Source organism: Mycobacterium sp. NPDC006124, from assembly GCF_040614235.1.
In the GTDB taxonomy this organism is placed as follows: Bacteria; Actinomycetota; Actinomycetes; order Mycobacteriales; family Mycobacteriaceae; genus Mycobacterium.
The window spans coordinates 1-21,157 of record NZ_JBEXUA010000024.1; the positions used below are offsets into that span (position 1 = coordinate 1).

Here is a 21,157-nt window from a genome sequence, read left to right on the forward strand (position 1 = left end):
TGCCCGCCACGAATTGCGATGTGGATCATACGATTGCGTGGCCGCACGGACCGACCGCGGCGTCCAACCTCAAATGCCTATGCCGTCGACACCACTTGCTCAAGACGTTCTGGGGTGGCGAGAACGGTTGGCGGGACTGGCAACTCGACGACGGCACGGTAATCTGGACTGCGCCGGGTGGCCACGAATTCATCACCACACCCGGCAGCTGGCTGCTGTTCCCCGAACTGAGTAGACCTACTGCCACGGTGACGACGAACGGCAGACCCACGGCTCACACCACCGGACTCACCATGCCGCGCCGCAGAACCACCCGCGCCCAAGACCACGCCAACCGCATCACTCGGGAGCGCGATCGACCCCTACCTCCGGACCAACATGACCCGACTCGTTAGCGCGCGGCGGCGTGTTCACCGGCGCGGCGGCCAAAGAAGGACCCCTCGCCCAATTGCGTTCCGCTGCAATACCCCTTGCCGTCCTGGGCGATGTTCGAAGCGCAGGCACCTGCGGCGTACAGACCGGTCACCACGGTGCCGTCGGCCCGGAGCACCTCGCCGTCCAGCGACGTGGCGAGCCCGCCCATGGTGAACCCGGCATACATCGCCTTGCCCAAGGACAGGTCGAACGCGCCCCATGGCCCCTTGTCTTGCGCGGCGAGGAATTCGGGCTGCTTGTGAAAGTCGGGATCCTCCCCCTTGGCTGCGAACTCGTTGTAGCGGTTGAGTGTTCGCACCAGGTTGCCCGTCGGAATGTCGAGCGCGGCCTCCATCTCCTCGACGGTCTCCCACCCGTCGATCAGCGGGATGAGAGGCACCTCGGGGCGTTCCAAATGGTCCTCGTCGACGATGAGGAAGGCCGCACTGTCGGGCTGTTCCATCACGAAGGCCGACGTACGCGAGTGATAGGAGTCCTCGGCGACGAACCGCTGGCCGTCCTTGTTGACGATGATCCCGGTGAGCAGGATCTCCGGCGGGTACGGCGGTGCGGTCACGAAGATCTGGTCCATGTGCTTGGTGGCCCCGCCGACCGATTCGCCGAGGCGGATGCCGAGTCCGTCGTCGTAGGTGCTGCCCAGGACGAACGGCTTCTCGGCGAGTTTCGGGGTGAACGTCGCGACCATCTCGGGGTTCATCACGAATCCGCCCGCGGCGATGACGACCCCCTTGGCGCGTATCGAGCCGGTGTCCTCGAAGTGCTTCCAGGACAAGCCGACCACGGCCCCGTCCTCGACGACCAGCGCCGTGGCTCCGGTCTCGTAACGGACGTCGACGCCCAATTCGGCGGCGCGTTTGACCAAGAGTTCGATCACCATCGCCGCGCCACCCAGTTCGCCGGGCATGGGCACGGAGTGTCCGCGGGGGGCGGGCGGCGCCTGCTCGAAGAAGGGCCACACCTTCTCGTTGCCCGTGTAGGACAGGCCCTCGGTGCCGGGTGGCACCACGACCTTGCCCGGGTAGTAACTGCGCTCGAACTCGAAGCCGAGATCCTCGAGCCAGTCGAAGTGCTCCACGCTGCCGTCGCAGTAGGCGCGGATCTTGTCGAGTTCGGGGTCGCGGGCCGTGGCGACGAGGTAGTCGTACATGGCGTCGGGGGTGTCGTGATGATTGGTGGCCTTCTGCACCGCGGTGCCGCCGCCGAGGTAGAAGTGGCCGCCGGCCATCGAGGTGGTGCCGCCCGCGACGGCGGCCCGCTCCAGCAGCACCACCCGTGCGCCGGCCGTGGCCGCGCTGACCGCGGCACAGCCCCCGGCGATGCCGAAGCCGACCACGACGACGTCGACCTCGTCGGACCAGTCGGCCACGGTCGCGGCGTCGACGGCGTCGGGGATCTGCATGCTCACGCTTGCTCCTGTTTCACGTAGTCGAAGAAGGCTCGGATCTCGGACGGGACGTGCGCGACCTCGAGGTAGGGCACGCCAGCCTGGGCGGCCGACAGATAGGCGAAGCTCATCCCGCCGGGCATGGTGCCGCGCGACACGACCGACGCGCCGTCGCGTTCGGCGTCGTCCAGGATCGTCTCGAAGTGGGCCTGGTCGTCGGCTTCGATCGCGACGTGGTGCAGACCGGGTCCGGAGGCGTCGAGGAACTCGGTGTAGACGCTCTCGCCGCGGACGGGTTCGATGAGTTCGAGCTGGGTGTCTCCCGCGTAGGACAACGACACGTGGGCGACGTAGTCGGCAGGCCGGCCGCGGTGGATGCAGGTGTCCGGGCCGAAGTGCACGTCGGGCATCCGCACCCACTTCCTGGCGCCCATCAGCTGCGTCAGCGCCGTCTCGGTGGCGCCGAGGTCGCGGGTCACCCAGGCGATCTGGACAGGTGTCTGGTCAGGCATCGCATCGAGGATATCCCCGGCGGCCACCCGTGGCTAGAACGTGTTCTAGTTCGGCGCGTGGGCGCCCGTCATCGCGGCGACGACCAGGCGAATCTGTCCATCGAACACGTCGGCGGGATCCGAGAGCGTGTCCGCGCCGTATTGCCCGAACGCCTCAAGGCTGATCGCCCCGACCAGCGCCGCCCACAGCAGGAAGCCCTTCAGCATCGCCGCATCCCCTCCGGCGAACGGGAATTCGTCACGGAGGGCGTCGAAGTCCTTCGACGTCGCCGACGACGGTCGGGGCCCGTCCTCGGGCACGTCACCCGCGGCTACCCCGTCGGATACCACGGCGAGCAGGGCGCCGACGACGCGGGTGCCGGGTCCGACGGTGGCATCGGCGGGTGCGTGATAGCCGGGCACCGGGCTGCCGTAGATCAGCGCCCAACTCGCCGGCTGGTCCAGCGCCCAGGCGCGGGCGGCGCGCGCCATCTGCAGCAGCCGGTCCTGCCAACCTCCTCGGGTCGCGGCCGCAGCCCGGTCGACGGTGTCGGCGAGGTCGGTGTAGGCATCGACGATCAGCAGGGTCAGCAGGTCGTCGCGGCTGGCCACGTAGCGGTACACCGCGGAGGAGACCATGCCCAGCTCACGGGCGATGGCACGCAGCGACAAGCCCGCGGCGCCGTCGGTGACGAGATGCCGCCTGCCCACTTCGACGATCTCGCGCTCGATGCGCTCGCGAGTCTCTTGGCGCTTGCCCATGGCTCGAGTGTCGCACGAATGGAGAGCATTGCTCTTGATTTTGCCGGATGCGCGTGCCATCCTCGAATGAGAGCACCGCTCTCTAATCACCGAACACTTTGAGGAGAACACCATGACGATCCGATACGACGAACCCAATCGGGCCGCGCGCGCAACCAACGCCGTGTTTCGCTGGCTGGCCGAGGCCGGCGTCAGCGTCGCGGGCACCCGCGCCCTGCGGGTCCGCGGTCGCACGACCGGCAAGCTCAGGGTCGTCGTGGTCAACCTGATGACCGTCGACGGTCGCGACTTCGTGGTCTCCCCGCGAGGCAACACCCAGTGGGTCCGCAACGCACGGGCCGCCGGCGAGGTGCAGATGGGGCCTCGGTGGCGGCGCCGGACGGTGCGGATCACCGAGATCGCCGACGACGCCAAGCCCGAGCTCCTGAGGCGCTACCTCGACCGGTGGTTCTGGGAGGTCAAGGGGCACGTCGGAGGGCTGACCCCCGACTCGTCCGACGACCACGTCCGGGCCGTCGCACCGACCATCCCCATCCTCGAACTGCGGTAACCCTCAGGTGCCTTCGCGCAGCATCCGGGCGATGGTGGCGGCCGTCTCGGCGCGCAGCTCACCGGATATCTGGATCGACTGCCCGTCGATGGGCTGACTGATGACGGGGGCGGCCAGCACGACGCCGTCGCGGACGAACGCGAGCTGCTTGCCGACGTTGGCCGTCGTGTACTGCGCGAACGCGGTGCTGGAGGCAGGGGTCATCGACAGCTGCACGGTGTGGAACTCGCCGTCGGGCAGCTTCGTCTCGCCCGCCCCGGTCAGGTCCAGCGCCAACCCCACCGGGCCGAGCCGGTAGACGGCGGCACGGTCGACGTCGCACACCTCGATCGGCGCGTCGGGCGGCGTCGGCGGCGGAACGGGCGGGCAGTCCTGCGGGTTGGCCACCAAGGGCGGCGATAGGACCGGCCGCACCGCCAGCGGGATCCCGATCACCGCCGGCGTCACCCGGGTTGGGGTCGTGTTGGCACGCTGGGCATTTCGGTCCTGCCCCTTGGTCATGAAGGCCGTCGCCGCACCGACGACGATCGTGCTGGCCACCGCGAGGATGCCGACCGAGGCCAGCACCGCGATCGCGACCCGTCGAGCCGTCCACTTCTCCTCCGAGGAGAACCACGAGAACAGCCGGTACCTCATCGGCACCTAAGCCGCCGGTGGGACCGGCACGGTATCGGCCGCAGACGTGATGACGTCCTGCCGAATCTGCTGATCGGTAACCGTCCACGACACCGCGGCGGGATAGTCGCCCCAGGTGCTGTTGAACATTCCGACGATGACGGCGCGCCCGTCATCGGTGAGGGTGTAGACCGGACCGCCGGAGTCTCCCTTCTTGCTGACCACGCCGTTGGCCATCGTGAACCATCCGTTGTTGACCGACTCCACGGTGCCGCAGCTCTCGCCGGTCACCACGCCGAAGTGACACACGGGCTGCCCCTTCTGCGGCGTCATCGCCGGGTCGGCGGCCAGCGTCCGACCGCCCGGCAGGATGTCGTTCAGCTGGACGTCGGGCTCCAACGCGATGATCTCCCAGTCCGAGATCATGTGGTCGGTGGCGACGACCGCACCGTTGGGGGTGTCGTCGCGGAACGTCGTCTGATGTCCCAGGACCCTGCCGCTACTGTCCGTGACGGCGCCGTCACCGCGGCAATGTCCTGCGGTGTAGGCCGTGCGCGTCGGGACGTCGACGAACCCGAGCGTGCACAGGTTGTTCCCCTGGCGAATCTCCATGCCGGGGTACACCAGCACGCCCGGATCGGCCGCGGCAGGCCCGGCGAGCAACACCAGGGACGCCGCCGACGCGGTGGCCAACACCGCTGCACGCACACGCCTTCGGCGCAACGTCGTCTCCGCTCGCTAGGGTCGATTGGGTGGTTAGCGTACCGACGGCACGGCTGGCCCGCACCGACTAGGAGTCGAAGCCGAGGCCGAGGGCGTCGAGCGTACGCAGCAGCACGTTGCGCCGGCCCGCCGAGTGGTCGGCCCGATCCAGTGACCAGCGGGTCGCCTGGATGCCGACGCTGGCGAACGGTTCGGGCGGAAAGGGCAGCGGCTTCTGTCGCACCATCTGCAGCTCGGTGCGTGGCGTCGGCACTCCGCCAAGCAAGTCCAGACAAACGTCGGCGGCGAACCGGGCAGCGCCGACGCCGAGGCCGGTGAACCCGTTGACGTAGGCGACCCGATCATCGCGGGCCAGGCCCCAGTGCGCACAGAAGCGGGTGTTGGTGTCGATGGCACCCGCCCAGCGGTGGCTGAAGCGGACGTCCTCCAACTGCGGGAAGGTGATGAAGAAGTGCGCTGCGAGTTTGCGGTAGCTCTCCTGCCGGTCTTCGTACTTGGCGTCGACCTTGCGGCCGAAGTGGTAGACCGCGTCGTACCCGCCGAAGACGATGCGGTTGTCCTTGGTCATCCGGTAGTAGTGGAACTGGTTGGCCGAGTCGCCGATCCCCTGCCGGTTCTGCCAGCCGATGCTCTGCACCTGGGCGTCGGTCAGCGGCTCGGTGGACAGCACGTAGTCGTAGACCGGCACGGTGTGGAACCGGTTGCGGCGCAACAGGTGCGGGAAGACGTTGGTGGCCAGGACCACCTGCTTGGCGGTGATGACCGATCCGTTCGCGGTGACCTCGACCGAGGCGGTGCCGGAACTGAGCGCCGTTGCGTTGGTGTGCTCGTAGATGGTGACGCCGGCCTCGGTGCACGCGCGAGCCAGCTCCAGGGCGAGCTTGGCGGGGTGCACGATCGCGCACGTGTCGCGCTCCAGCAACCCGGCCAGGAACGTCGGCGAGTGGACTTCGGCGCGCAGCGCGTCGCCGTCGAGGAATTCACCGTCGCCCTCGGCGGCGGATTCGTGGAGCCAGGTCACCTGGTGCGGTTCGGTCGCGACGGCGAGCATCCCGCTGCGCTGCCACTCGACGTCGAGTCCGAGCCGCTCGATCTCGGCCTGCATGCCGTCGAGGTTCTCCACGCCCATGGCCACGAGCTGGTCGATCTGGTTGGGCCAGCGCGTCTTTCCGTTCTCGTAGCCGTGGGTCAGGCTGGCCTCGACGAACCCGCCGTTGCGCCCCGAGGCGGCCCATCCCACGCGGTAGGCGTCGATGACGACGATGCGCCGATCCGGATCGCGCTGCGCGGCATGCAGTGCCGTCCACAGTCCGACGTATCCGGCGCCGACCACCAGCAGGTCGCACGACACCGACTGAGACAACGTCGGGCGCTCGGGGCGTTCGAGATCCAGCCACATCGACCCGAACGCACTGCCGGCCAGCGAGCGCTCCACCAGTGCGGGGTCGACGTATCCATCGAAGACGGTTTCCACGCGTCAACCCTACCGAGGCCCGTCAGGGACGTGACGGTCGCCAGCCGGGAGGTCCGAAGACGTACCCGAGGGCGTCGCGCAGCCGGTCCGTCCTGGTCACGTCGCGGACGATGGCGACGTATTCATGGGTCTGAAGTGTCCAGACGTTGAAGGTCGACACCTGCTTGGTCAACCCGTAGTGCGGCCGGAACGTCTCATCTCGATAGGTGCCGAACAGCCGGTCCCACAGGATGAGGATGCCGCCGTAGTTCTTGTCGAGGTACTCCGCGTCCATCCCGTGGTGCACCCGATGATGCGAGGGCGTGTTGAACACGTACTCGAACGGCCGCCACATCCGGTCGACGCGCTCGGTGTGCACCCAGAACTGGTAGACGAGGTTGACCGAGAAACTCGCGAACACCATCCACGGCGGAATTCCCAGCAGCGGCAAAGGAATCCACGCGACGATCTCGCCGCTGTTGTTCCATTTCTGGCGCAGGGCGGTGGCGAAGTTGAAGTACTGGCTGGAGTGATGAGCCTGGTGGGTGGCCCAGAGCAATCGGACGCGGTGTGCCGTGCGGTGATAGGCGTAGAACAGGAGATCGACGCCGACCAACGCCACCACCCACGTGTACCAGGCGGTCGACGGCAGGTGCCAGGGCGCAACGTAGGCGTAGACGACGGCATAGCCGAGCAGGGCAAGGAACTTCCAGGCGCCGGTCGTGACGATCGACACCAGCCCCATCGAGATGCTCGCCACGGCGTCGCGTCGTTGGTACGCCCCGGCCGGCGTGCGCTCGTCGGCGCCCGTCAACTCCTCGAGCTTGCGCGCCGCGAACCACTCCAGCGCCAACAGCAGCACGAAGAACGGCACCGCGAACAGCACCGGATCCCGCATCGGCGGCGGCAGCGAGTTCACCTGTGCCTCAGCGGAAGCTCAGCACGTCGTCGCCCCAGGCCGCCCGCAGCGGGCGGTCGGGATCTTCGACCACGACGTCGTTCTTGTCGAGCAGCAGGGTGGCGCGATCGTCGTCGCGGTAGGCCCGCCAGCGGGGCTGTCCGGCCGGGCCGGCGGGTTCCCCGGTCGCCGCGAAGTTCATCCATCTGGCGCGGATGCGCTCGGACAGGGCGGTGCCCGTCTTGAGCCCACCCAGCTTGAACGTCGGATCCTTGCTTCCCGCCACGAGATTGCCCCATACGTAGGGCAATTCGGTGGCGTGCGCGGCGCCGAGTCGCAACAGGCGCAGCATCGGCGTCGACCAGTCGAACCGGTAGGTGAACACGGGTGCGACGGCGGCGTGCCCCTCGGCGAACCAGATCGTCGGCATGCGGAAGCCGATGTCGCGGGCGACGCCAAGGCCGGGTGTCTTGCCGCGCCCGGGATAGGCCGACGTCAGGTCGGCCTCACTGGGCAACTGCAGGCTGGGCTGCTCGGAGGCGATGCCGTCGAACATCGACTTGATGGCCGTCGGCGTGATGGGCATCAGGGGCGACTTCATGAAGCGGAAGAGCGCCGCCTCGTTCTTGTTGGTGCCGATGATCAACGGCACCGGATGCGTCCCGCCTGCGCGCGCGACGTCGACCGGGTAATCGGGCACGAGATCCCCGTCGACGATCGGCGCGTAGGCCAACGTGCCGGGCGAACGCACCGGCACCTCGTCGAACAGCCGCTTGGAGGCCAGCAGCACCTCGCTCATCGGTGCGTCGGGCAGACGGTCGACCTCGTCGGGGCCGATGCCGAGGGTCTCCAGGAACTGCCGGGCCACGCCGCGGGACCGGCTGGCGTCGTAGACCGAGGTCACCGGGGAGCTCTGGGCGATGGCACCGGAGAACAGGCCGCGAGCCGCCGGGCTGGCCAGCAGCGTGGTGACGATTCCGCCACCCGCGGACTCCCCGAACAGTGTGACGCGGTCGGGGTCCCCGCCGAATGCGGTGATGTTGTCGCGCACCCATTCCAAGGCGAACAGCACGTCGCGCAGGCCCAGGTTGCTCTCGAAGCGGGTGCGGTCGGTGCTGAACGACGACAGGTCCAGGAAGCCGAACGCGCCGAGCCGGTAGTTGACGGTGACGATGACCGCACCGCCACCGGCCAGGGCCCGCCCCCGGTAGAGACTCTGCGCAGCAGACCCCAGCACATAGGCGCCGCCATGCACCCAGACCATCACGGGCTTGGCGTCGCCGGCCTCGGTGTCCGACGTCGCCCACACGTTCAGCAGCAGGGAGTCGTCACCCTGCGGTGCGCCGAGGTCGAGCGGTATTCGCGGGTCGGTGGGCTGATGGCACGCCGGTCCGACCCGCGAGGCGTCCGCGACGTCGGTCCAGCGCCGCGGCGGCTGGGGTGCCCGCCAACGCAGCTCGCCTACCGGGGGTGCGGCGTAGCGAACGCCTCGCCACGACTTCACGGTTCCGTCGTCGACCCCGCGGACGGGGCCGTAGGTGGTCTCGACGATCGGAGCGCCGACAGTACGGCCCACCCGCGGATCGGCCGTCATCGCGTGCCTCCCCTAGCGCTGGCCCGGTCCGCCTCGGAGAACCCCGGCGCAGGCATCGCGTCCACCGCCCGTCGCTGCCGAGAGACGTAGCTGGTGGTGGCTGCCATCGCCGAGGCCACGCCCTGGTCGCTCGCGTCGTAGGTCATGCTGCGGTCCGCCGAGAATCCCAGTCGGGCGCCCACCGCCACGGCATCCATGTTCGCGCCGAGGAACACGAAGTACCAGGAGTACTCGCCCTCCTGTCGCTTGATGGCCGCGTTCACCGCCTCGGGCGTCCATTCCCGGCTCGAGTTCTCCATGCCGTCGGTCATCACGACGACGATCACGTGGCCGGGCCGCTCGGTCTCCTCCATCGCCGCCAACTCCGCGCCGACGTCGGTGATCAGCCGGCCGATGGCGTCGAGCAGCGCGGTCGCGCCGCGGGGCTGCAGCTCCAGCGGCGCAACGTCGGCGATGGGCCGGTTCGCGTAGACGACCTCGTAGTCGGTGTCGAATTGCGCCAGCGTCACCAGCGCCTCCCCCGGCTCCGTGCGCTGCGTCGCGATCAACGCGTCGAAACCGCCCTCGGTGTCGGACTTGATGGTCTCCATCGATCCGGACCTGTCGAGCAGAGCGGCAATCAACGTGCGCTGGGGATTCGTCATGAGAACTCCTTCGGCAAAGCACGGAACAACGCGGCCACCACGATACCTGGGCCCTCCGACAGACCGGTTCGCCGCGAGATCCACCCGCGCCAGCAAACGCACCGTCGACGATTTGGCGCGCCGACGACCCGACGCCACCCGACGGGCCCGCGGCGCGGACTACGTTCGTCAGGTGCGCAAGTGGGCCCTACTCGGCGCGGCCATCGTGTCCGAGGTCGCCGCGACGCTGTCGCTGCGGGCGATGCAAGACCACGGCGTCTGGGTGGTGGCGGTCGTGGTGGGATACGCCTGCGCCTTCACGCTGCTGACCCTCGTGTTGCGCGAGGGCGTGCCCGTCGGCGTGACCTACGGCATCTGGGGTGCATGCGGCACGGCGTCGACCGCGGTGCTGGCGGCGGTCGTCTTCGGGGATCCCTTCACCTGGCCGATTGCGGCCGGCATCGGTCTCATCATCGCCGGCGTGCTGTTCGTCGAGTTCGGCTCGCGCACGGAGGGCCCCACGCCATGACGTGGTTGGTGCTGGCGCTGGCGATCAGCGTGGAGGTGTTCGCGACGCTCGGGTTGCGGGCGTCGGACGGCTTCCGCAAGCGGGCCTGGATCGCGCCCGTCGTCGCGGGATACCTGGCGTCGTTCTACCTGCTCTGGTTGACGTTGCGGCTCGGCATGCCCGTGGGCGTCGCCTACGGAGTGTGGACGGCGTGCGGTGTCGCACTGGTCGCGGTGATCGCGCGCTACGTCTTCGGCGATCCCCTGACGGGGAAGATGGTCGTCGGGATCTCGCTCATCATCGCCGGTGTGCTGGTCATCGAGCTGGCTGGCGCCGTCCACTGAGCACTCCCGCCGCGGCGGCGATGGCCAGCCCGGCGACGGGGACGATGAGCAGGCCGATGCGCAGGCTGGTCGCGTCGGAGACGATGCCGACCAGCGGTGGTGCACCCACGAAGCCAAGGCGCATCAGCCAGGCCAGCGCGGTCAGGCCGGCACCCGCCCGCAGACCGGGCAGCCGATCGGCCGCGTGCATGGCCGCGGGAATGGACGTCGCGGCGCCGATGCCCGCGGCGGCGAACCCGGCAATGGTGCCGGGCACCGTCGGGACGGCCAGCGCCAGTCCCATGCCGGCCGCGACGAGCAGGCCACCTCCGCGCGCGACGGCGCGTACCCCGAAGCGGTCGACCATCCGGTCTCCCGACACCCGCCCGATCACCTGGGCACCGAGCAGTCCGACGTAGCCCAGCGCGGCAATCGCCCCCGGTGCGCCGAGACCGCCGAGATAGAGCGCCGCCCACGAACTTCCGGCGTCCTCGATGACGGCTCCGCCGATGGCGATCAGCACGAGCAGCAGCAGGGCGCCGTACACCCGCCAGCCGGCCCGCCCCGCGGTGCCATCGTCGGCGGCGGGGTCGTCGGGCTGATCCCTACCCGTCAGCAGAAACGGGTAGGCCGCGAGTGCCACACCGATGAACACGGCAGCGCTGACGCCGAGGTGGACGCCGATGGGGATGCCCAGGGCGATCGCCCCGGCGGCCATGCCCGCCCCGAGAACCGCGCCGACGGACCACACGGCGTGCAGTGAGTTGATGATCGACCGGCCGTAGGCGCGCTGCACCCGTAGGCCGTGGGTGTTCTGCGCGACGTCGGTAACCGCGTCGCACGCCCCGCCGCCGAACAGCAGAACCGCCAGCAGCATCGGCGTGGTCGCGAGGCCGGCCGCGAAGACCAGCAGGGCGATGCCGACGGTGCACAGCACCGCGGTGCGGGCCGAGGTAAGCCTGCGGATCACCGCGCCGGCGGTCAGTCCGGCGACCAGCGCACCGACCGGAAAGGCGGCGACCACGACGCCATAGGTGGTGTTGGACAGGGCCAGTTCGGTCTTCAGTTCCGGGAAGCGCGGCACCAGGTTCGCGAAGATGGCGCCGTTGGTGAGGAACATCGCCGAGACGGCGATCCGGGCCCTGCGGGTGCGACGCTCGACGTCGACTGTCACCACTGCCACGACGATACGGGTGCGCGCGGGCGCACCCGAACCGGCAAGATCACCCCCATGACTGAACTGGCCGGCTCCCTGGTCGAACTCGCCAACCGCTACGGCGTGGCGGTCACCTACGACGATTGGACGGGCGGACACCGGGTGGTCTCGGAGTCGACGCTGGTCTCGGTGCTAGGCGCGCTCGGCGTCGCGGCGGGCACCGAGGAGGACCGGCAGCGTGCGCTGGGCGCCCTCGACGAGGAGCACTGGCGACGCGTGCTTCCCCCGACCGTCGTCACCCGCACAGGTCGGGCGGCGGCGTTCTGGGTGCACGTCACCCACGGCGATCCGGTGCGGGGGTGGCTTCGGCTGGAGGACGGCACCGTGCGCACCGGGCTTCGTCAGCTGGTCAACGACACCCCGCCCCGCGAATTCGACGGCCGGCTCGTCGGTGAGGCCAGCTTCGAACTGCCCGCAGACCTGCCGACCGGCTACCACCGCTTGCACGTCGACGCCGGCGGGGTCGAGGCGAACGCCGCGCTGATCGTGGTCCCCGACGCGGCGACGCTGCCGGCCTCCCTCGGCGGAGGTCGCACCTGGGGCCTGGCCACCCAGCTGTACAGCGTGCGCTCGGAGAGGTCGTGGGGCATCGGTGACCTGACGGACCTGACCGATTTGGCGGTATGGTCGGCCACCCGGTACGGGGCCGGTTACATCCTGGTCAACCCGTTGCACGCGGCCGCCCCGGTGGCGCCGATGGAGCCGTCGCCGTACTTGCCGACCTCTCGACGCTTCGTCAACCCGATCTATCTGCGGGTGGAGGCCATTCCCGAGTTCGCCTACGTCGCCGACCGCGGGGACCTGCGCAAGGCGCGCTCGGTCGCGCAGGGTCGGGCCAAGAAGTCCGCCCTGATCGACCGCGACTCGACGTGGAAGATCAAGCGGGCGGCGCTGCGGGCGGTCTACCGCGTCAAGCGCTCCGCGGGCCGTGAACTGGCCTACGCCGCCTACCGGGCGCGGGAGGGCCGCAATCTCGACGACTTCGCCATCTGGTGTGCGCTGGCCGAGAAGCACGGCGCCGACTGGCATCGGTGGCCCGAGGAGTTGCGCCACCCGGGCAGCCCCGCGGTGGCGGCGTTCGCGGCCAAGCGCGCCGAGGCCGTCGACTTCCACCGATGGCTGCAGTGGCAGCTCGACGATCAGCTCACGGCCGCCCAGGCGACGGCCGTGCAATCCGGCATGGCGCTGGGCGTGATGCACGATCTGGCCGTGGGGGTGGATCCCGACGGCGCCGACGCGTGGGCGCTACAGGAGACCCTGGCACTCGGGGTCAGCGTCGGCGCGCCGCCCGACGAGTACAACCAGCTGGGCCAGGACTGGTCGCAGCCGCCGTGGCGGCCGGATCGCTTGACCGAGCAGGGGTACGAGCCATTTCGTGCTCTGGTCAACGCGCTGCTGCGGCATGCGGGCGGGATCCGGATCGACCACGTCATCGGGTTGTTCCGGTTGTGGTGGATTCCCCAGGGCGCCGATCCGACAGAGGGCACCTACGTCCGCTACGACCACGAGGCGTTGATCGGAATCGTCGCGCTGGAGGCCCAGCGGTCCGGCGCCGTCGTCGTCGGGGAGGACCTCGGGACCGTCGAACCGTGGGTCCGGGACTACCTGGCCGAGCGCGGTTTGCTCGGCACGTCGATCCTGTGGTTCGAGCTGGACCGCGACGGGGGTGGCGGTCCAGCCGGTGGACCACTGCCGCCGCGGAGGTGGCGGGAGTTCTGCCTGTCGTCGGTGACGACGCACGACCTGCCGCCGACTGCGGGTTACCTGGCCGGTGAGCACGTCCGCATCCGCGAGGAGCTGGGGTTGCTGACGCGGCCGGCGGCCGATGAGCTCGCCGAGGACCAGGCCGAGCAGGCGGCCTGGCTGGCCGAGCTGCGCGCCATGGGTCTGCTGGGTGAGGACCCGAGCATCCAGGAGATCGTCAGCGCCTTGTACGAGTACCTGGGGCGGACGCCGTCGCGCCTGCTCGCGCTGGCACTTCCGGACGCCGTCGGGGACCTGCGAGCCCAGAATCAGCCGGGCACCACCGACGAATATCCGAACTGGCGGGTCAAACTGGCCGGTCCGGACGGCAGGGAACTGCTGGTCGAGGACGTGTTCACCAGCGCTCGGGCGGCGGCGCTGGCCGAGGTCATGCGTGCCCAGGTAACACCGGCACGCGAGTGACCGAAGTTTCTCAAGAGGCTGAACTGCGATATGTTCGCAGCCGCACCGCGACACTCGGAGGGCACGTGAAGAAGATCATCGGTCTGGGAGCCATCGGGCTCGTCGTACCAGCCATCGCTTCGACGGCCCTCGCGTCGGTCGCCCTGTTCGGTCCGGCCGTCGCCGGCGCCGCTCCGGCCACCGGCGCCTCGGCGAACGTCGTCGGCGAGCCGTATTACAAGGCCGTCAGCATCCTGAAGAGCCAGGGTCTGCGGGCGTCCTTCGGCGGCTCGTTCGGCAGCGACCTGCCGCAGTCCCAGTGCATCGTCAGCCAGCAGAAGGCGCTGAAGAGCCGAATGATCCTCACGCTGGACTGCACCACCGCAGCGGCCAAGGACGCGGCGGGCGATGTGGCGGCTCCGGCCGCCCCGGCCCCGGGCACGTCCACGGGCGGCGGTCAGGGCACCTACGGCGGCCCCATTGGGGTCCCGGTCCCCGTCGGCTGACGCCTCGGCAAGCCGGTACCCGCGTTCCCACATAAAGCTGCGAGCCGCGTAGACTCTCGTGACGTCACACGACGACGAAGGGGCACGCGATGCTGCGACCACGACGCTTCCACACGGTGATCGACCCCGGTCCGGTGCAGATTCAGGCCCGGCGGGTGCACTTCGGGGTCGACGACGTCCCCCTGCACTGGATTCCCGACCATCCGGTGGCATCGAACATGATCAGCCTGCTCAACGTGATCCTGCCTGCCGCCGAACGCTGGTTCGTCGCGGCGTACAACGAGGCGCTGCCACTGGTGAAGGATCCGAAACTGGCGGAGGACATGCGCGGGTTCATCGGCCAGGAGGCCACCCACGCCGATGTGCACGACAAGGTGCTCCACGAGTACATGGTCGGCCACGGAGTCGACGTGAAACCGATCCTCGACCAGGTCGAGTACGTCTTCGAGAAGGTGCTGGCTCCGGATCCGTCGATCACCGACCCCAAGCGCAAGCTCAACCACCTGTGCGACCGGTTGTGGCTGATCGCCGCGATCGAGCACTACACCGCGGTCCTCGGCGACTTCTCGCTGAACTGCACCTGGGACGACCACGGCGCGGACCCGACGATGGTGGACCTGTTCCGTTGGCACGGCAGCGAAGAGGTCGAGCATCGCATGGTGGCCCATGACGTCGCGCACTACTTTCACGACAGCTATCTCGACCGCATCCGCGCCATGTCGATCGCGGTGATCCTGATGGCGACGTTCTTCCAGCGCGGCCTCTGGTACCTCTCGAAGAGCGATCCCGGCGTCGAACTGGGCTGGTTCGAGATGCAACGCCTGCGACTGCGCGACTCGAAGCTCGGCCTGCTGCCGAAGTACCGAAAGTTGTTCGGGTCCAACACCTTCACGTACTTCCGGCCGGGATTCACGCCCGACGACATGGGGTCGACGGCCCAAGCCGTGGCCTACCTCGCCAGCTCCCCCGCGGCCCGGGCCGCTCACCTCTGATGTTCGCGCGCTTGCGGGACGTGCCGCCGAGTACGTCCGGGCGCACTCGCCACGACCTGCCGCTGGGTCTGGCGGCGAGCGTCCTGACCGGATTCTTCAATCTGTCTGCCGCCGTGCGAAATCCGGCCCCGCTGCCCGCCGTCTCGCGCGACTTCCAACTCGTGGTGGCCGATCGCCGGGTCGTCGCCCACGATCAGGACGTGATCGCGCTGACGCTCACCGCACCCGCCGGCGGGGAACTGCCACGCTGGCATCCCGGGGCGCACCTCGACGTGCACCTGCCCAGCGGCCGGGTACGGCAATACTCGCTGTGCGGCGATCCCGCCGTCACCGCGTCGTACCGAATCGCGGTGCGCCGCATCCCTACCGGCGGTGGCGGGTCGGTCGAGGTGCACGACGACCTGGTGGTCGGATCGACGATCACCACCAGCGGTCCCCGCAATGCGTTCCCGCTGACCGTGCCGGGGTACGGCTCACCGGCACAACGGTTTCGGTTCATCGCCGGTGGCATCGGCATCACCCCGATCCTGCCGATGCTCGCCCAGGCGGAGACCCTGGGCGTGGAGTGGTCGATGATCTACACCGGCCGCCGACGCGACACCCTGCCGTTCCTCGAGGAGCTGGCCCGCTTCGGTGACCGCATCCGGATCCGCACCGACGACGAGTCCGGTCTGCCGACGCCCGCCGAACTCCTGGGTGACTGCCCGGGCGGCACCACGGTCTACGCCTGCGGCCCCGCCCCGGTGCTGACCGGTCTGCGGTCGGCGCTGGCCGGCCGTGACGACGTCGAACTGCACTTCGAGCGCTTCGCCGCTCCCCCGGTCGTCGACGGCAACGAATTCTCCGTGTCGGTTGCCTCGACGGGCGACGCGGTTCGGGTCGGCGCCGACGAGACGCTGTTGACGGCGCTCAAGCGCGAGGGCGTACATGCGCCCTACTCGTGTCAGCAGGGGTTCTGCGGGACGTGTCGCGTGCGGGTGCTCGGCGGCGAGGTCGACCACCGCGACACGTTGCTCACCGACCCCGAACGCGAGGCCGGGATGATGCTGATCTGCGTCTCCCGGGCGGCTGGGGACGCGCTGACCCTCGACCTGTAGAGCTCACGCCGCGGCGAGGTGAGCCAGCAACGCATCCAGCAATGGGCGCTGCCCCTTGAGCAGTTTCTCCCGAGCCTGCTCGACGGAGAACCATCCCACCCGGTCCAGTTCCGGGAATTGCTTGACGACGCCGGACCCCTTGGGCCACTCCATGTCGAAGGTGTTGCTGACGCTGTCGGTGACGTCGAGGTCGGCCTCCACGGCGAACGCCGTGACGACCTTGCCGCCGGATTGCTTGACCGGCGGCAGGTCCGCCCGCGGCCCGTCGGGGACGGGAAGGCCGATCTCCTCGCGGAATTCGCGTTGGGCGGCCGCCCACGGGTCCTCGTCGTCGGTGTACTCCCCCTTGGGGATCGACCACGCGGCCTCGTCCTTGCGGGCCCAGAACGGGCCGCCGGGGTGGCCGATGAGCACCTCGTAGCCTTCGGGGCCGCGTCGGTACAGCAGCAGACCCGCGCTCATCCTGGGCATGGGATCACCACTCCTTGAGGATGCGAAGCTTGTTGGCCTTGGCCATCGCGTCGCGCCGCAGGCGTTTGAGTTCCTGGTGAAAATCGCTGTCGCCCTGCAAGTTCAGCGGCAGCACCAGGTGCTTCGTCAGCTCCTCCTCGAACACCCACGGCTCGGGACGCACCACCCAGGACACCTCGGTGTTGTCGGACATCCACCGGTTGAGCGTGGCCTCGCCGCCGGCGAGCGTGATCTGCTTTCCGGCGCCGACGCGGCGCAGTTCGAGGCCCAGCTCACCGGCGAGCAGCACCCCGAGGGTCTTGCGCAGCGAGGAGCCGTCGGCGTTGCCTCGGGCGCCGCCGAAGTGGTACCGGATGCGCTTGTGCAAATCCTGGCTGACGGGTCGCTTGCCGCTCGCGGGCGGGGGCGTCGGACTGATGCCGACGTGCAGCAGGGTCATCCCGTCACGCACCTCGCATCCGGTTGCGTCGACGACCGCCGGCAGGGTGCGGAACCACCACCCGTAGGCGCCGGGCGCCTTCGGGACGGGGCTGGGCTCGGCGAACACCTGCTCGCGTGTAAATCGCTGTGCGTCAAGAAAACCCGCGACGGAGTCGGGGCGAGGTGCGTCAGGCATGCCCTCAGCCTTTCACAGCCGGCCGCAGACGCCGCTAGAGTGCCCTCGTGGCGAACCAGTCGTATCTGCGATACGTCGCCCTCGGCGACAGCCAGACCGAGGGCCTGTGGGACGGTGATGACGAGACGGGCGTCGCGGGCTTCGCCGATCGGCTGGCGGCCCGGCTGGAGGAGCTGAATCCCGGAGTCCTCTACGCCAATCTCGCCGTCCGCGGCCGCCGCATCCGCGACGTGCTCGACCACCAGCTGCCCGCGGCCGTGGCGATGACGCCGGACCTGATCACCAGTTGCATCGGGATGAACGACGTCACCCGGCCGGGCAAGTCCTTCGCCACCGCGCTGGCCGACGTCGACCTGCTGCACGATCGGCTCGCGGAGACCGGCGCCACCGTCGTCACCACCACGTTTCCCGACCTCGAGCAGATCCTGCCGGTCGGGCGCATCCTGGGAGCGCGGGTGCGGCAAATGAACGCGGTGGTCCGCGCGGCGGCGGCCCGGCACGGCTTCCGCTTGGTCGACCTGTACGGGGCGGAGTCGATGGCCGACCCCGGCGTGTGGAGCCCGGACCGCGTGCACGGCTCCCCGGCTGGCCACGAGCTGTTCGCCGCGGCGGCCGCGGAGGCGCTCGGTTTGCCTGGCAGCAGCCATGATTGGGCCGTGTCGAAGACCGAGGTGGTCAGGCCCGGCCTTCAGTCGCGGATGTACTCGCAGCTGTTGTGGACGCAGAATCTGCTGATGCCGTGGATCTGGCGACACCTGCGTGGCTTGTCCAACGGCAACGGGCGCGTGGCCAAGCGCCCCGTGCTGACGCCGGTCGCGCTAGTTGCCGAAGCCGCCGAGGCCACCGAGTAGGCCCAGCGGAATCGGCGACTCGCCGTTGGCGAGCGAGCTCATCGCAGCGGGGCAGAACGCGGAGATCGCGAGCCCGGTGAACATCGTCGCCGGGCCCAGCGACATGCCACCGGCGTCGGCGACGTGGGAGGCGGTGTCGGCCATGTCCTGGCCGGGCTGCGCCAGCATCGGGCACACCGACCGACCGAGGTCGGCGGCCTGCCCGGGGTCGACGCTGCCGATGCCCGCACTGTCGATCGAGTTGATGAAGTCCGAGGTCGGGTCCGCCGAGGCGGGGGCGGCCGCCACCAGGGCGGCGCAGATGGCTCCGCCGGTCACGAGTGCGATCCGGGCCATCGTCGAGGTGCTGTCCACACGTGGAGCGTACGGCGAAACTCCGTCGCCGGCCGAATCAGATGCCGGTCCACACCTCGGCGATTTGACCTCCGATGTCGATGACCTTGGCCTTCGCGGACTGGGGGCTGTCGATTTCGCCGGACACGTGCTGCGAGATGAAGCGCTTGATCTCGGCGTCGACGCCGCCGACGATGCGCACCAGCTCCGCACGCAGGGTCGAGGAGGTGATGTGAATGGAGATGTCGGTGGGACGGGGCTTGTGGACGTCGAGGATCAGCGCCAGCGGGTGTGCGGCGATGGCCGTCGCGTGCAGGGCGATCTCGCCGAAGACCTTGAACCGCGGCTTGTCGATTCGCAGATCGATGATCAGCTCGATCTCCAGCGGGATCTGGATGTCGAAGGTCAGCTGCTCACCCTGATGCCGCGTCACCGCCGGATCTTGCACGTTCACCGTGGCGGTGACCTTGGCGAACTTGCCGGGCCCCTGGGCCATGGGCCCCATGGTGAACTCCTCGCCGGCGATCTGGCCGATCGCCGCGGCGACGCGCTCCTCGGTGACGGCGATCTCGAAGAACCGGCGACCGAATTCCTCGTACGTCATGGAGTCGTAGGCAGACATGGTTCGAATACCTTGTCACGTCCACTGGTCGTCGGTGAACACCCGCACGGCACGGATGCGCGTCGGTCGGGTCTCGAGGTCGGCGATGAGAACCAGCTGACGTCCGTCGCGGCACACGCGGACGGCGACGGCGGTGCCGGCGCGAATCATGCCGTCCCAGCGCGCCCCGTGCAGCAGACCGACCAGTTCGGAGGTGCCGATGCGCTCGTCGTCACCCCTGCTGAGCGTCGCGGCGTCGGCGAGGCGGCGCTTGACCGCCACCTGGTCGCCGGCGCACGCGTCGTCGAGCAGCCGGGCCACGTGCCGCTTGGCGCGGCTGGTCACGCCGCGAAGACCGGCCAGGAAACCCGCCGTGCCGGCCAGCCGCTGGTTGCGCAGCAGAGCCCTGGACAGCCGAAACGCGGCGGGCACGGCGCCGGCCCCGGTGCGGACGAACTGCCACATCATGGCGGGCAGCTCCCAGAACGCCTGCAGCCGAACGATCTTGAGTGAGTCGTCGAGGTCGTAGCGCAGGTAGGCGGGGATCCGCATCGTCACCGACGGGCCCATCCGGACCTCGAGGGTCAGGTCCCGGACGACGGTGTGTCCGACGACGACGTCGACGCCGCGGTGGAAGGTGATGTCCCGCGGGCCGATGAAGGTGTCGTAGAACCGGGCGATCTTGGCGCGTCCGACGTGGGGCCGCGAGCCGACCGGGTCCTCGACGCGGCCGTCGGGCGCGAACAGCCCAATCCAGCCGTCGCGGTCGTGGGCGCCCGCGGCCTCGGGTGAACGTTCGACGGCGGCGAGCACGTCGGCGATCGAGCAGACCATGCCCATTCACTTACCACCCCGATGCCGGTCGCACGGAGGTCGTGGCGAACTTCGTCGGGGACCTGCACACTGGTGGAAGAGCCGTGGAGTCCCCGTCGGCGCAGATGAGGAGTCCGTCATGAGCCAGAATCCGTTCGGAATCGACCCCGAGGATCTCGATCGCGTGATGCGGGAGGCCGGTGACGGTCTGCGCGACGCGCTGGGCCGCATGGGCCGTCAGGCGGGCTGGGCCACGCTGCTCGACGAGTTCACCAAGGGCACCCGCCCCAAGACCGAACCCGAGACCACCGGTGAGACGGGCGACGGCGTGTGGTCGATCTACACCGTCGACGAGTCCGGGGGCGCCCACATCGAAGAGGTGTACCCGACCGAATTGGACGCCTTGCGCGCCAACAAGAACAACACCGATCCGGGCCGCAAGGTCCGCTTCTTGCCGTACGGCATCGCGGTGAGCGTCCTCGACGCCGGCGGGCAGGAGCGTAGCGACTAGGGGATGTAACAGGCGGGCAGGAGCGTAGCGACTAGGGGATGTAACCGGCGGGCAGGAGCGTAGCGACTAGGGGATGTAACCGGCGGGCAGGAGCGCAGCGACTAGGGGATCGACGCCGGAAACCGCGCGCCTCCTCGACGGGACCGGCTACGCTTTGCCCGCAACGTCGTTCGCCGTGTTTTCAGGAGGCTCCCCCATCATGATTCGTGAACTGACGGTCGCCGCGGCGATCGCTGGAGCCGCCCTTGCCGTCGCACCCTCGGCCGCCGCCGACCCGGGCCCGATGTACCCCGACGACCCGAGCCATTACGACACCTCGGCCACCGACGTGCCGGGCATGAACTATCAGGCCTCACTCGGCGCGCCGTGCGACAACTATCAGCTGTTCACCTTCGGGCGCAGCCGCGGCGGGTCGACGGTGGTGTGCCACTACATCCCGAACCAGTGGCCCCCGGTGTACACGGGATTCTGGGTGTCGTCGTACCCGCTGAAGGGTGTGCAGCAGATCGGTGCGCCGTGTGACGGCCCCAAGGGTGCGGCGCAGTCCCCCGACGGTCGCCCGATGGTGTGCCTCGGCGACCAAGGCTGGCAGCCGGGCACCCTGACCGGTGCCGGCTTCTTCCCCGGTTAGTCGCCCCACTTCGAC

At 69.3% G+C, this 21,157-nt stretch carries 26 protein-coding genes; 11 read left to right on the forward strand and 15 right to left on the reverse strand.

All coding sequences use genetic code 11. The features are described from left to right. On the forward strand, positions 1 to 395 hold a 395-nt coding region (locus ABZ195_RS27315), incomplete at its 5' end, for an HNH endonuclease signature motif containing protein (protein ID WP_355223029.1). Here ABZ195_RS27315 and ABZ195_RS27320 read toward each other — a convergent pair. The 3 genes from ABZ195_RS27320 to ABZ195_RS27330 are packed head-to-tail and all read right to left on the reverse strand — an operon-like array spanning position 392 to position 3,072. Then, positions 392 to 1,834 (reverse strand): FAD-binding protein, encoded by a 1,443-nt coding sequence (locus ABZ195_RS27320; protein WP_355223072.1) that lies wholly within the window; start codon positions 1,832 to 1,834, stop codon positions 392 to 394. The genes ABZ195_RS27315 and ABZ195_RS27320 overlap by 4 nt on opposite strands. A gap of 2 nt (positions 1,835 to 1,836) precedes the next feature. Continuing rightward, positions 1,837 to 2,331 (reverse strand): VOC family protein, encoded by a 495-nt coding sequence (locus ABZ195_RS27325; protein WP_355223030.1) that lies wholly within the window; start codon positions 2,329 to 2,331, stop codon positions 1,837 to 1,839. A 45-nt stretch (positions 2,332 to 2,376) separates the two neighbouring features. Then, positions 2,377 to 3,072, reverse strand: coding sequence for a TetR/AcrR family transcriptional regulator (locus ABZ195_RS27330; protein ID WP_355223031.1), 696 nt, complete (start codon positions 3,070 to 3,072; stop codon positions 2,377 to 2,379). Between the two features lie 112 nt (positions 3,073 to 3,184). Here ABZ195_RS27330 and ABZ195_RS27335 point away from each other — a divergent pair, with 112 nt between their 5' ends. Further along, on the forward strand, positions 3,185 to 3,622 hold the full coding sequence (locus ABZ195_RS27335) for a nitroreductase/quinone reductase family protein (RefSeq protein ID WP_355223032.1): 438 nt from the start codon (positions 3,185 to 3,187) through the stop codon (positions 3,620 to 3,622). Between the two features lie 3 nt (positions 3,623 to 3,625). On the opposite strand, the gene ABZ195_RS27340 is transcribed toward ABZ195_RS27335, so the two are convergent. From ABZ195_RS27340 to ABZ195_RS27365, 6 genes are all read right to left on the reverse strand, one after another. Beyond that, the gene (locus ABZ195_RS27340) at positions 3,626 to 4,258 is read right to left on the reverse strand and encodes a hypothetical protein (protein WP_355223033.1); all 633 of its coding nucleotides are present in this window, start codon (positions 4,256 to 4,258) and stop codon (positions 3,626 to 3,628) included. Positions 4,259 to 4,264: 6 nt separating this feature from the next. Then, positions 4,265 to 4,933, reverse strand: coding sequence for a hypothetical protein (locus ABZ195_RS27345; RefSeq protein WP_355223034.1), 669 nt, complete (start codon positions 4,931 to 4,933; stop codon positions 4,265 to 4,267). A gap of 94 nt (positions 4,934 to 5,027) precedes the next feature. Further along, positions 5,028 to 6,434 (reverse strand): FAD-dependent oxidoreductase, encoded by a 1,407-nt coding sequence (locus ABZ195_RS27350; RefSeq protein ID WP_355223035.1) that lies wholly within the window; start codon positions 6,432 to 6,434, stop codon positions 5,028 to 5,030. A gap of 22 nt (positions 6,435 to 6,456) precedes the next feature. Then, positions 6,457 to 7,311 (reverse strand): sterol desaturase family protein, encoded by an 855-nt coding sequence (locus ABZ195_RS27355; protein ID WP_355223073.1) that lies wholly within the window; start codon positions 7,309 to 7,311, stop codon positions 6,457 to 6,459. 28 nt (positions 7,312 to 7,339) lie between these two features. Continuing rightward, a complete protein-coding gene (locus ABZ195_RS27360) occupies positions 7,340 to 8,905 on the reverse strand; it encodes a carboxylesterase/lipase family protein (protein WP_355223036.1) in 1,566 nt (521 codons plus the stop codon). Further along, entirely contained in the window at positions 8,902 to 9,549 is a 648-nt protein-coding gene (locus ABZ195_RS27365; protein WP_355223037.1) for a vWA domain-containing protein, read from the reverse strand. Before ABZ195_RS27365 ends, ABZ195_RS27360 begins: the two co-directional genes overlap by 4 nt. 172 nt (positions 9,550 to 9,721) lie before the next feature. Here ABZ195_RS27365 and ABZ195_RS27370 point away from each other — a divergent pair, with 172 nt between their 5' ends. Next, positions 9,722 to 10,057: an SMR family transporter gene (locus tag ABZ195_RS27370; protein ID WP_355223038.1), complete on the forward strand. Its 336-nt coding sequence runs from the start codon at positions 9,722 to 9,724 to the stop codon at positions 10,055 to 10,057. Beyond that, entirely contained in the window at positions 10,054 to 10,380 is a 327-nt protein-coding gene (locus tag ABZ195_RS27375; protein WP_355223039.1) for a multidrug efflux SMR transporter, read from the forward strand. Before ABZ195_RS27370 ends, ABZ195_RS27375 begins: the two co-directional genes overlap by 4 nt. On the opposite strand, the gene ABZ195_RS27380 is transcribed toward ABZ195_RS27375, so the two are convergent. Continuing rightward, the gene (locus ABZ195_RS27380; protein WP_355223040.1) at positions 10,352 to 11,542 is read right to left on the reverse strand and encodes an MFS transporter; all 1,191 of its coding nucleotides are present in this window, start codon (positions 11,540 to 11,542) and stop codon (positions 10,352 to 10,354) included. The two genes, ABZ195_RS27375 and ABZ195_RS27380, sit on opposite strands and share 29 nt — an antisense overlap. A 48-nt stretch (positions 11,543 to 11,590) precedes the next feature. Here ABZ195_RS27380 and malQ point away from each other — a divergent pair, with 48 nt between their 5' ends. From malQ to ABZ195_RS27400, 4 genes are all read left to right on the forward strand, one after another. Beyond that, the gene (malQ, locus tag ABZ195_RS27385; protein ID WP_355223041.1) at positions 11,591 to 13,741 is read left to right on the forward strand and encodes a 4-alpha-glucanotransferase; all 2,151 of its coding nucleotides are present in this window, start codon (positions 11,591 to 11,593) and stop codon (positions 13,739 to 13,741) included. Positions 13,742 to 13,806: 65 nt separating this feature from the next. Further along, positions 13,807 to 14,226, forward strand: a complete 420-nt coding sequence (locus ABZ195_RS27390) for a hypothetical protein (protein ID WP_355223042.1) — start codon at positions 13,807 to 13,809, stop codon at positions 14,224 to 14,226. An 89-nt stretch (positions 14,227 to 14,315) separates the two neighbouring features. Further along, a complete protein-coding gene (locus tag ABZ195_RS27395; protein ID WP_355223043.1) occupies positions 14,316 to 15,218 on the forward strand; it encodes a metal-dependent hydrolase in 903 nt (300 codons plus the stop codon). Continuing rightward, the gene (locus ABZ195_RS27400; protein ID WP_355223044.1) at positions 15,218 to 16,315 is read left to right on the forward strand and encodes a PDR/VanB family oxidoreductase; all 1,098 of its coding nucleotides are present in this window, start codon (positions 15,218 to 15,220) and stop codon (positions 16,313 to 16,315) included. The genes ABZ195_RS27395 and ABZ195_RS27400 overlap by 1 nt, the downstream gene beginning before the upstream one ends. A gap of 3 nt (positions 16,316 to 16,318) precedes the next feature. Here the strand turns inward: ABZ195_RS27400 and ABZ195_RS27405 are convergent, their stop codons facing one another. Together ABZ195_RS27405 and ABZ195_RS27410 are read right to left on the reverse strand one after the other, a co-directional pair. Next, the gene (locus ABZ195_RS27405; RefSeq protein WP_355223045.1) at positions 16,319 to 16,786 is read right to left on the reverse strand and encodes an NUDIX domain-containing protein; all 468 of its coding nucleotides are present in this window, start codon (positions 16,784 to 16,786) and stop codon (positions 16,319 to 16,321) included. Positions 16,787 to 16,790: 4 nt separating this feature from the next. After that, positions 16,791 to 17,402, reverse strand: coding sequence for a GIY-YIG nuclease family protein (locus ABZ195_RS27410; RefSeq protein ID WP_355223046.1), 612 nt, complete (start codon positions 17,400 to 17,402; stop codon positions 16,791 to 16,793). Positions 17,403 to 17,449: 47 nt separating this feature from the next. Between ABZ195_RS27410 and ABZ195_RS27415 the strand changes: the two genes are divergently transcribed. Beyond that, a complete protein-coding gene (locus ABZ195_RS27415) occupies positions 17,450 to 18,253 on the forward strand; it encodes an SGNH/GDSL hydrolase family protein (protein ID WP_355223047.1) in 804 nt (267 codons plus the stop codon). Here ABZ195_RS27415 and ABZ195_RS27420 read toward each other — a convergent pair. The 3 genes from ABZ195_RS27420 to ABZ195_RS27430 are packed head-to-tail and all read right to left on the reverse strand — an operon-like array spanning position 18,221 to position 20,021. Then, complete coding sequence (locus tag ABZ195_RS27420; RefSeq protein ID WP_355223048.1) at positions 18,221 to 18,607, reverse strand: DUF732 domain-containing protein; 387 nt, start codon at positions 18,605 to 18,607, stop codon at positions 18,221 to 18,223. The two genes, ABZ195_RS27415 and ABZ195_RS27420, sit on opposite strands and share 33 nt — an antisense overlap. Positions 18,608 to 18,644: 37 nt before the next feature. After that, on the reverse strand, positions 18,645 to 19,208 hold the full coding sequence (locus tag ABZ195_RS27425) for a hypothetical protein (RefSeq protein ID WP_355223049.1): 564 nt from the start codon (positions 19,206 to 19,208) through the stop codon (positions 18,645 to 18,647). 15 nt (positions 19,209 to 19,223) lie between these two features. After that, the gene (locus ABZ195_RS27430; RefSeq protein ID WP_355223074.1) at positions 19,224 to 20,021 is read right to left on the reverse strand and encodes a nuclear transport factor 2 family protein; all 798 of its coding nucleotides are present in this window, start codon (positions 20,019 to 20,021) and stop codon (positions 19,224 to 19,226) included. Between the two features lie 118 nt (positions 20,022 to 20,139). On the opposite strand from ABZ195_RS27430, the gene ABZ195_RS27435 reads away from it, so the two are divergent. Both ABZ195_RS27435 and ABZ195_RS27440 read left to right on the forward strand, forming a co-directional pair. Next, entirely contained in the window at positions 20,140 to 20,511 is a 372-nt protein-coding gene (locus ABZ195_RS27435) for a hypothetical protein (protein WP_355223050.1), read from the forward strand. Positions 20,512 to 20,710: 199 nt separating this feature from the next. After that, entirely contained in the window at positions 20,711 to 21,142 is a 432-nt protein-coding gene (locus ABZ195_RS27440) for a hypothetical protein (RefSeq protein ID WP_355223051.1), read from the forward strand. The last annotated feature ends 15 nt before the right edge of the window (positions 21,143 to 21,157 follow it).

Coding starts and splice junctions, on each gene's coding strand:
- ABZ195_RS27320 (WP_355223072.1), bottom strand. CDS start 1,834: ATGCAGATCCCCGACGCCGTCGACGCCGCGACCGTGGCCGACTGGTCC.
- ABZ195_RS27325 (WP_355223030.1), bottom strand. CDS start 2,331: ATGCCTGACCAGACACCTGTCCAGATCGCCTGGGTGACCCGCGACCTC.
- ABZ195_RS27330 (WP_355223031.1), bottom strand. CDS start 3,072: ATGGGCAAGCGCCAAGAGACTCGCGAGCGCATCGAGCGCGAGATCGTC.
- ABZ195_RS27335 (WP_355223032.1), top strand. CDS start 3,185: ATGACGATCCGATACGACGAACCCAATCGGGCCGCGCGCGCAACCAAC.
- ABZ195_RS27340 (WP_355223033.1), bottom strand. CDS start 4,258: ATGAGGTACCGGCTGTTCTCGTGGTTCTCCTCGGAGGAGAAGTGGACG.
- ABZ195_RS27355 (WP_355223073.1), bottom strand. CDS start 7,311: ATGCGGGATCCGGTGCTGTTCGCGGTGCCGTTCTTCGTGCTGCTGTTG.
- ABZ195_RS27360 (WP_355223036.1), bottom strand. CDS start 8,905: ATGACGGCCGATCCGCGGGTGGGCCGTACTGTCGGCGCTCCGATCGTC.
- ABZ195_RS27365 (WP_355223037.1), bottom strand. CDS start 9,549: ATGACGAATCCCCAGCGCACGTTGATTGCCGCTCTGCTCGACAGGTCC.
- ABZ195_RS27375 (WP_355223039.1), top strand. CDS start 10,054: ATGACGTGGTTGGTGCTGGCGCTGGCGATCAGCGTGGAGGTGTTCGCG.
- malQ (WP_355223041.1), top strand. CDS start 11,591: ATGACTGAACTGGCCGGCTCCCTGGTCGAACTCGCCAACCGCTACGGC.
- ABZ195_RS27395 (WP_355223043.1), top strand. CDS start 14,316: ATGCTGCGACCACGACGCTTCCACACGGTGATCGACCCCGGTCCGGTG.
- ABZ195_RS27400 (WP_355223044.1), top strand. CDS start 15,218: ATGTTCGCGCGCTTGCGGGACGTGCCGCCGAGTACGTCCGGGCGCACT.
- ABZ195_RS27405 (WP_355223045.1), bottom strand. CDS start 16,786: ATGCCCAGGATGAGCGCGGGTCTGCTGCTGTACCGACGCGGCCCCGAA.
- ABZ195_RS27410 (WP_355223046.1), bottom strand. CDS start 17,402: ATGCCTGACGCACCTCGCCCCGACTCCGTCGCGGGTTTTCTTGACGCA.
- ABZ195_RS27425 (WP_355223049.1), bottom strand. CDS start 19,208: ATGTCTGCCTACGACTCCATGACGTACGAGGAATTCGGTCGCCGGTTC.
- ABZ195_RS27430 (WP_355223074.1), bottom strand. CDS start 20,021: ATGGTCTGCTCGATCGCCGACGTGCTCGCCGCCGTCGAACGTTCACCC.
- ABZ195_RS27435 (WP_355223050.1), top strand. CDS start 20,140: ATGAGCCAGAATCCGTTCGGAATCGACCCCGAGGATCTCGATCGCGTG.
- ABZ195_RS27440 (WP_355223051.1), top strand. CDS start 20,711: ATGATTCGTGAACTGACGGTCGCCGCGGCGATCGCTGGAGCCGCCCTT.